This is a genomic window from Cytophagia bacterium CHB2 (assembly GCA_030263535.1).
GTDB lineage: Bacteria > Zhuqueibacterota > Zhuqueibacteria > Zhuqueibacterales > Zhuqueibacteraceae > Coneutiohabitans.
Map to the genome: position 1 here is coordinate 1 of SZPB01000314.1, position 7,418 is coordinate 7,418.

Sequence of the window (7,418 nt, forward strand, 5' to 3'; positions counted from 1 at the left end):
GCTGAGGAACGGATGTACCTGGCCGTCGGTGGTGACCACCACGACGCGGCTGTCCTGGTTGCCAGTGCCTTGTTCCGCCACCCACAGCCAGCCGCGGCCGTCCACTGCAATGCCGATGGGGCCAGTCAGGCCCGAGGCGTACACAGTCGCGATGTTTTGCCCGTGACTTTGCCCGGCAAGTGAGAACATGAGCATCATTGCAAGAATCGATTCTCGCGTGAACGCTCGAGCTTGTTTTAGAAACAGTCTTGTCAATTTTGCCTCCTTTGATTCTTTTGAATATCAGATTTTTGGTGGGTGTCACCTGTGGGCACAAAGATAGACCGTTCAGAGGAAAAGAAATTGTATCAAACGGACATCGTGAAAAAGACAGGGAGCCAATCGTTTCCAAGATTCTCAAAACTCCGTAGGAGTGAAATGTTTTGCGCATGAAAACCAAAGCGCAGCAAGGATCAATCTTCATGTCACTCCCATGGAGTTTGCCGAAAGGGGAGGAGCGCATGCTGGAAACATTTCATCCCTACGGGATTGTGCGTTCGAGAAGCGAGGATTGAGAATCGAAGATCGAGAATTATCCCTCACGATTCTCAATCCTCGATGGTCACAAATCACTTCATCAACACGAGCTTGCGCCGTGCGCAGAACGTAGCGCCGGCATCGCTGCCCAATGCTGCTAACTTTTAGATAAGGCAAAACGATTTGGGTTTCTTCACCGTTAGCAGGTACGCTTTGTTTTTTCCACCAACAGCGTTTTCAGTTGGTTTTGCCGGTGAAACTTTCGTTACTCCATTAAAAATTGAATCTGTGCAGAAAATTGTAAGGCGCCTTGCACGATTTCCGCTTGATACCGGTCATACGTTGCCCAAATCGCAGCCTCGGCGCCGTGCAAATAATCCGGCGCGTCAAGCGCGATGGTCAAGTTCCGTCTTCGTGCCATACAGTATGTCCGGTGGTCCATCAAAATGGGGTGCAGCCGGACTCTAAGAAAGCCCGGCTTCACTCAATTGTTACTTGCTGCCGAGCGGAAAGCTCATACCGGCCATGAGCTGAAAGCCTCTCGTTTGGACGTCCGCATCTCCGGACACGAGGTCTTCACCCATAAGAGTAAGGACGCCTTCCTTGGCAATATCCGAAAGGCCGAGGGCATAGCGACTTTCCACAAAAATCACGCTAGCGCCGGTCGGGAAACTTGCTCCCGCGCCGAAAGTAAGGGCGAGATCGGTGCTTTCGGTGATATCCTTGGCGTCGATCTCTTCGCTGAATGAGGGCACACTGTAATCTAGTTTCGAGCTCAGGTTGAACCCAATGGTTGGGCCGGCCAGTAGATAGGGCCGAACGCTGCTCTTGCCAAAATCGATCTTCAAGAGCGCGGGCACTTCCAAATAACCGATTTTGTACGCAAATGTCTCTTCGCCCAAATCCGGGTCGGTGTCGTTTAACTCCCCACCTTTTTGCAAATACATCGGCGTAAATCGCAGTGAGATATCTTTGCTGAGCCTGATATCGAGAACTCCGCCGAGGCCAAAACCCGTGCGGCTGGAAAAATCGATCTGGCTGCCATCGACATCATTGCCATTGAGATTGGCGAAGTTCGCGCCGCCCATGACGCCGAGCTTGACTTGAGCACGGGCTGGCAGTGCGATAAACAGCGCCAAAAGCGTCGCGAACAAAAAATTGAATTTGATCATGACATCCTCCTTTTGCATTGAAGTTTGAGATTGATGAACTTGTGGATTTTTGCATTTCCGGATCATTGGATTGCCGGCTCAATGATCCATGTACTCTTCGCCCCTCGCTTTTCCACTCTTCGCTCCACGCTCCAGGCCCTCATCCCTTCGTCCAGCGCAAAAAGCTTTCATTCACCGCGCCGGCAGGATAGCGCCAATCCGGCTGGAGCCCAAGCCCGCCGGGGTCGCGCCAAACGAAGTCAATTGCCGCATCGCTTTTAGTGGGATCGCGAACGAGCAAGACGTAGAGCCGAAAGCCGTTCAAGTAAGACTCCCGCAGCTCGCAGGCAGTTTTCTGAGATTGCAAGGCGCCTTGCACGATTTCCGCTTGATACCGGTCATACGTTGCCCAAATCGCGCCCTCGACTCCGTGTAAATAATCTGGCGCGTCAAGCACAATGGTCAGTTCCGCCTTCGCGCCATAGGGTATCTCCGGCGGTCCATGCGGCGGGTCGAGGTCGTCCCATGCCAAGATTTTTCCGCTAGCCAGCCTGATCTTACCGAGGTCGATATAGGTCCCGACCACGGTAATCGTCTTTGCGTCCATCTTGCGCCTCTTTCGTGATGATTTTTTTCCTGCGCTTGCCTGCATCAAGATAGGAAAAACGGGAGGGCGTTTTCTAACCCGCGTCATGCAAATTCCGACAGGAATCTTTCAACGCTTGACAGAAATTTTTCAAAAATGAACACAAATCTTGCAGGACGGCTAACGTAGCGCAGACCTCTTGGCTGCATTAGATTATTTGCCCCGCGGGCGGGGCGCTACGGCGTTTTTTGTAGTAAAAAGTTGGGCTGGGGGGAATTGGGATGGGATTTAGACGACAAAGGGTGAACGTCTGTGCTTGCTTATCGACCCACAATCGGGTCGAGACTCCGTTTTTGCGGGAAGAAAGGAAGGAAGTAATTCAATCGATCAGGCCTTACCACCCAAATCTTTATAAACCGACGGCGGTTGCCCAAATTGCTCGCGGAAGCACTTGGCAAAGTAGGACAGATTGCTGAACCCCACCGCATACGCCACTTCGGCGATATTGCCGGTCTTTGCTTCCAGCAATTGTTTCGCGCGCTGCAAGCGAATCGCGCGAATGAATTGATTCGGCGATTGTCCGGTGAGCGCTTTGATTTTGCGCCAAAGTTGCGGCTGGCTCATTCCGGCCTCGCGGCTCATCGCTACGACCCCAAAATCTTCCTCATCTAGGTGCGCCTCCACGATTTCCAGCAGCCGGCGCAGAAATTTCTCGTCGATGGAAGTCACCGCGATCTCGCTCGGCTTGAGCGCCACGGTTCCGGCGAAGCGCTGCCGCAGCTTGCGCCGCTGCGCGATGAGATTCTTCACCCGCGCCAGCAGCTCTTTGGCTGCGAACGGCTTGCTGAGATAATCATCCGCGCCGGTTTCCAAACCTGCCACTTTGTCATCGGTTCCGGCTTTGGCGGTGAGCAAAATCACCGGAACGTGGCTGGTATGCTCGTCGGTTTTCAAACGGCTGCAAAATTCGTAGCCATTCATCTTGGGCATCATCACGTCGCAAATCACCAGATCAGGAATCGTCTCCACCGCCATCTGCCAGCCGGCCTCGCCATCAGCAGCTTCAAGCACGCGATACGCCGGCTCCAATTCCTGGCGCAAATAGCGCCGCAACTCGGCGTGGTCTTCGACGAGCAGCACGAGGTCCGATTGCTCGCCGCTGGTCGCTATTCGCCCTTCGCTCTTCGCTTCACGCTCCTCGCCTTCACTCATTACTGAATACTGATCACTGACAACTGATGACTGTTCACCGGTTACTGAAGAATACTGCTCACTGACTTCCAAAATCTCCTCCGGCGCGAGATGATCCTTGCCGAGCGGCAGGCGCACAGTAAATGTCGCGCCTTTGACCTCCGCGCTGGCAACACTGATTTTGCCGTGATGTAATTCCACCAGCTCTTTCACCAGCGCCAACCCGATGCCCGTGCCTTCGAATTCGCGGGTAGATGAGGTATTCGCTTGATAGAAGCGATCGAAAATATGCGGCAGCTTTTCTGCGGGGATGCCGATGCCGGTGTCGCGCACATTGATGATTGCGGATTTCGGATTACGGATTGCGGAGACCCTTTCCGCATTCCCCAATCCGCATTCCACAATCACAGAGCCTCCCTCCGGCGTGAACTTGATGGCGTTCGAAAGCAGGTTGCTGAAAATTTTTTCCATCTTGTCGCGGTCAAAATACAATTCCAGTGCTCGGGCTTTCGCTTCGAAGCGCAGCGTGATCTGCTTGCGCTCGGCCAATGGCGCGAAGGCAACCGTGAGCCGTTGCAGAAATTCCACGGGATTGCCCGGCGCGGCGCGAAGCTGCATCTTGCCGCTTTCCAGCTTGGAAAGATCGAGCAATTGGTTGATCAACGCCAGCAGCCGCTGCCCATTGGCATGAACGAGGCGAAGTTTCATGCGCACCTTTTCGTCAAGTACTTCGCTGAGAATTTGCTCCACCGGCCCGAGAATGAGCGTCAGCGGCGTCCGGAACTCGTGTGAGAGATTGGCAAAAAAGCGCGACTTCAGGGTGTCAAGCTCTTTGAGCTTCTCCGCTTCAAGTTGTTTCATTGTAACCTGGTCTTTGAGGCGGATACGATTCAATTCATAACGGCGGAGGCCATACAAGAAAGCCGTACCGAGAAAAACATAAAGCATGTATGCCCACCACGTTTTCCACGGCGGCGGCGTGATGGTGATTTTAATCGCAGCGCCGGTTTCATTCCACACACCGTCGTTGTTGGAGCCGCGTACCCGGAATACATAGTCGCCGGGATCGAGATTCGTGTAGGTCGCGAAACGCCTGGCGCCGACTTCGTTCCAGTGCTGATCGAAGCCCTCCATCTTATAAGCATGGCGATTTTTCCCCGGCGCCGTGTAATCGAGCGCAGCAAATTCAAAAGAGAAAACACTTTGTTGGTAAGAAAGAACGATCTCATCGGTTTCTGAAATATGCTGCCGCAGCGGCGAGTCTTTCCCGCCGATTTTGGGAGATTGATTGAAAATTTGAAAATCGGTAATCACCACCGACGGAACGTACGGATTGTCTTTGATGCTGTCGGGATGAAAAAGATTGAAGCCGTTAATGCCTCCGAAAAACATCTCGCCCGAGCTGCTTTTATGGCCGGTGCCCTCGCCAAACTCATTGCTTTGCAAGCCGTCGGTTACGTCATAGTTGCGAAAAGCCGGGGGATTTGCCGACGGATCCAAGCGGGAAAGGCCTTTGTTGGTGCTCAACCATAACCGGCCATGACCATCTTCCAATATGCCATGAATCACCGCATTCGGAAGTCCATCCTGCTCCGTATAGTGTGTAAACTGCTGCGTGTCGCGATTCGATCCTTCGCCCTTGCTCAGGGCAAGTTTGTTGAGGCCGCCTGCGGTTCCAATCCAAAGTGTCGTCGTCCCCTGCGGGTCCGTGGATTCATGAATGGACAGAACACCATTATGGCTGAGACTGTTGGGATTGGCAGGATCGTGAACGAAACGGACGAAGCGACCGGTAGCCCGATCGAAGCGATGAAGGCCGCGGTCGGTTCCAACCCACAATGTGCCCGAATGATCGACGCAAAGCGATGAGACTCTCCCGCTGCCCAGGCCGTTGGGATTTTCCGGATTGTAATCAAAGTGAGTCACTGCTTCTTGCCCGGGGTCGGCGCCTTCACCTCCGCTGATGACGTGCCGGATGAGTCCGTCGCCGTTTGTGCCGAGCCAAAGCGTACCCGGAGAAACGGCATCTTCACATATGGCGTTGATGGTATTATAACCATGGCTCTCACGCGCCCGCGGCGCGTAATTAAAACGGACAAACTCTTCGGCGTTGCGATCAAAGCGATTGAGGCCATGATCCGTTCCAACCCACAGGACGCCGGCATGATCGATAAGAACTGAGCGGACGCGATCATGACTGAGGCTGCGCGGATTTTGGGGATCGTGAACAAAGTGCTTGAATTGGCCGGTCTTGCGATTGAAGCGATTGAGGCCGCCGCCCCAGGTTCCAATCCAAACCAGGTGGGAGGCAACGGGATCGACGGCAAATCCCTGGGCCGTATTATGACTGAGACCGTCCAATCGCGAAAAATGATTGAATTGCTTCCGGCCGCTACCGACCATGTTGACGCCGCCATTCCACGTTCCAATCCAGAGTGTGCCGGAACGATCAGTATAGATCGACTTGACGTTGTTGTCGCTAAGACTGGAAGCCTGCACGGGGTTGTGCAGGAAGCGAGTGAATCGCCCTCGGTCGCGCGGCGTCGGGCGTGAATCAAAGCGGTTGAGGCCGCCGCCATACGTGGCGATCCAGAGCACACCTGACGTAGCCGGATCTTCGCAAATGGCCCAAATCCGATTATCACCAAGACTGTGTGGATCGCTGGCGTTGTGGACAAAGCGAGTAAATTGCTCAGTAGAGCGATCAAAGCGATTGAGACCGCCCCATGTTCCAACCCAAAGTGTGCCAGCGCGATCGATGTGCATTGCCCGAATCAAATTATGACTGAGAGTGTGGGGATTGTTGGAATCATGCACAAAACGGGTAAATGCTCCGGTATCGCGATTGAAGCGCGTAAGGCCGACTTCGGTTCCGAGCCAGAGTATGTTTGGCGCGCCGGCGTCTTCACGGATTTGCCAGACCTGATTATTGCTCAGGTTGCCGGGGTTGTTGGGATCATGAAGATAACGCGTAAACCGCCCGGTGCTGCGATCCATTTCATTCAACCCGCCGCCCTGAGTCCCAATCCAGAGCCGGCCGGAGGAATCTTCATAAAGCGACAAGATCGCGTTGTGGCTGAGGCTGTGGGGATCTTTCGGATCGTGGAAAAAAGCAGTGAAGGTCTCGGTATCGCGATTGAAGCGATTGAGTCCGCCGCCGATTGTTCCAATCCAGAGCGTTCCGGAACGGTCTTCATAAATCGATTCCACGTAGTTTTCCGATAGCGAGGTCGAATCCGAAGCCTCGTGTCTATAAACCGTAAAGCGGTAGCCGTCATACTTGTTCAGTCCATCCTGTGTGCCAAACCACAAAAACCCTTTGCGGTCTTGCAGAATGCACAAGACCGAGCTTTGGGAAAGGCCGTCGTCGATGGTGAGATGCTTGAAAGCGATCGCCCGCTCTTGCGCGAGAAGCGTGTGAGCTTCCAGCCACGCAGTCGCGATTATCAAAGCCGGCAGGAGGGCTTTGCCCCGCATCGCGCGGCCCAATCGTTTCCAAACGTTTTGTGGAATGGCAGTCATCATTAAATAACGGTAACTATTCAGCTATGCCAAGCGCACGATAGGCTTATCAAGCAGAACACTTTCCATGGCGTCGAGCACATTGATGTTTTGCTTGCGGCAAGTGGAAATAAATCCGCGAATGCGACAGAAGGCCCTTGCACCATCGACGCTGCGAAATGTGCCTGAAATTTTCTGCTGCACTTTCATCATGCGCAGATCCCCAGTTTGTTGAGATAATGTTTGGTACTCATCCTTCTTAATTGGTTTCCCTTTTTGTTTTTCAACTGACTTAATTAACTTTTCATTGTATTCGGGAGCAAAATCGATTCGGGATTTAAAAATCTCTCGAGGGATTTTGTCCTAAATTTAGCTGAAATTTTTCTGATGGCTCCTATCTTGAAGGCAGACAACCACATAATCAGGAGCCCTTGTGAAAAACAAGAAATCTGCTTCGCGGCCGGCGCGCCGGC

Annotated in this window: 4 protein-coding genes and 1 pseudogene; all 5 read right to left on the bottom strand. The window is 53.2% G+C overall.

Annotated elements, in window-relative coordinates:
- A partial coding sequence (locus tag FBQ85_23120; GenBank protein MDL1878035.1) for a hypothetical protein occupies positions 1 to 195 on the bottom strand: 195 nt, incomplete at its 3' end.
- An 812-nt stretch (positions 196 to 1,007) separates the two neighbouring features.
- Positions 1,008 to 1,754: a PorT family protein gene (locus FBQ85_23125; GenBank protein ID MDL1878036.1), complete on the bottom strand. Its 747-nt coding sequence runs from the start codon at positions 1,752 to 1,754 to the stop codon at positions 1,008 to 1,010.
- Between the two features lie 73 nt (positions 1,755 to 1,827).
- Positions 1,828 to 2,274: a hypothetical protein gene (locus FBQ85_23130; GenBank protein ID MDL1878037.1), complete on the bottom strand. Its 447-nt coding sequence runs from the start codon at positions 2,272 to 2,274 to the stop codon at positions 1,828 to 1,830.
- 366 nt (positions 2,275 to 2,640) lie between these two features.
- Entirely contained in the window at positions 2,641 to 6,969 is a 4,329-nt protein-coding gene (locus tag FBQ85_23135; GenBank protein ID MDL1878038.1) for a response regulator, read from the bottom strand.
- A 21-nt stretch (positions 6,970 to 6,990) separates the two neighbouring features.
- A pseudogene (locus FBQ85_23140) lies at positions 6,991 to 7,167 on the bottom strand (IS66 family transposase).
- Positions 7,168 to 7,418: the final 251 nt, after the last annotated feature.

Coding starts and splice junctions, on each gene's coding strand:
- FBQ85_23125 (MDL1878036.1), bottom strand. CDS start 1,754: ATGATCCGGAAATGCAAAAATCCACAAGTTCATCAATCTCAAACTTCA.
- FBQ85_23135 (MDL1878038.1), bottom strand. CDS start 6,969: ATGATGACTGCCATTCCACAAAACGTTTGGAAACGATTGGGCCGCGCG.
- FBQ85_23130 (MDL1878037.1), bottom strand. CDS start 2,274: ATGGACGCAAAGACGATTACCGTGGTCGGGACCTATATCGACCTCGGT.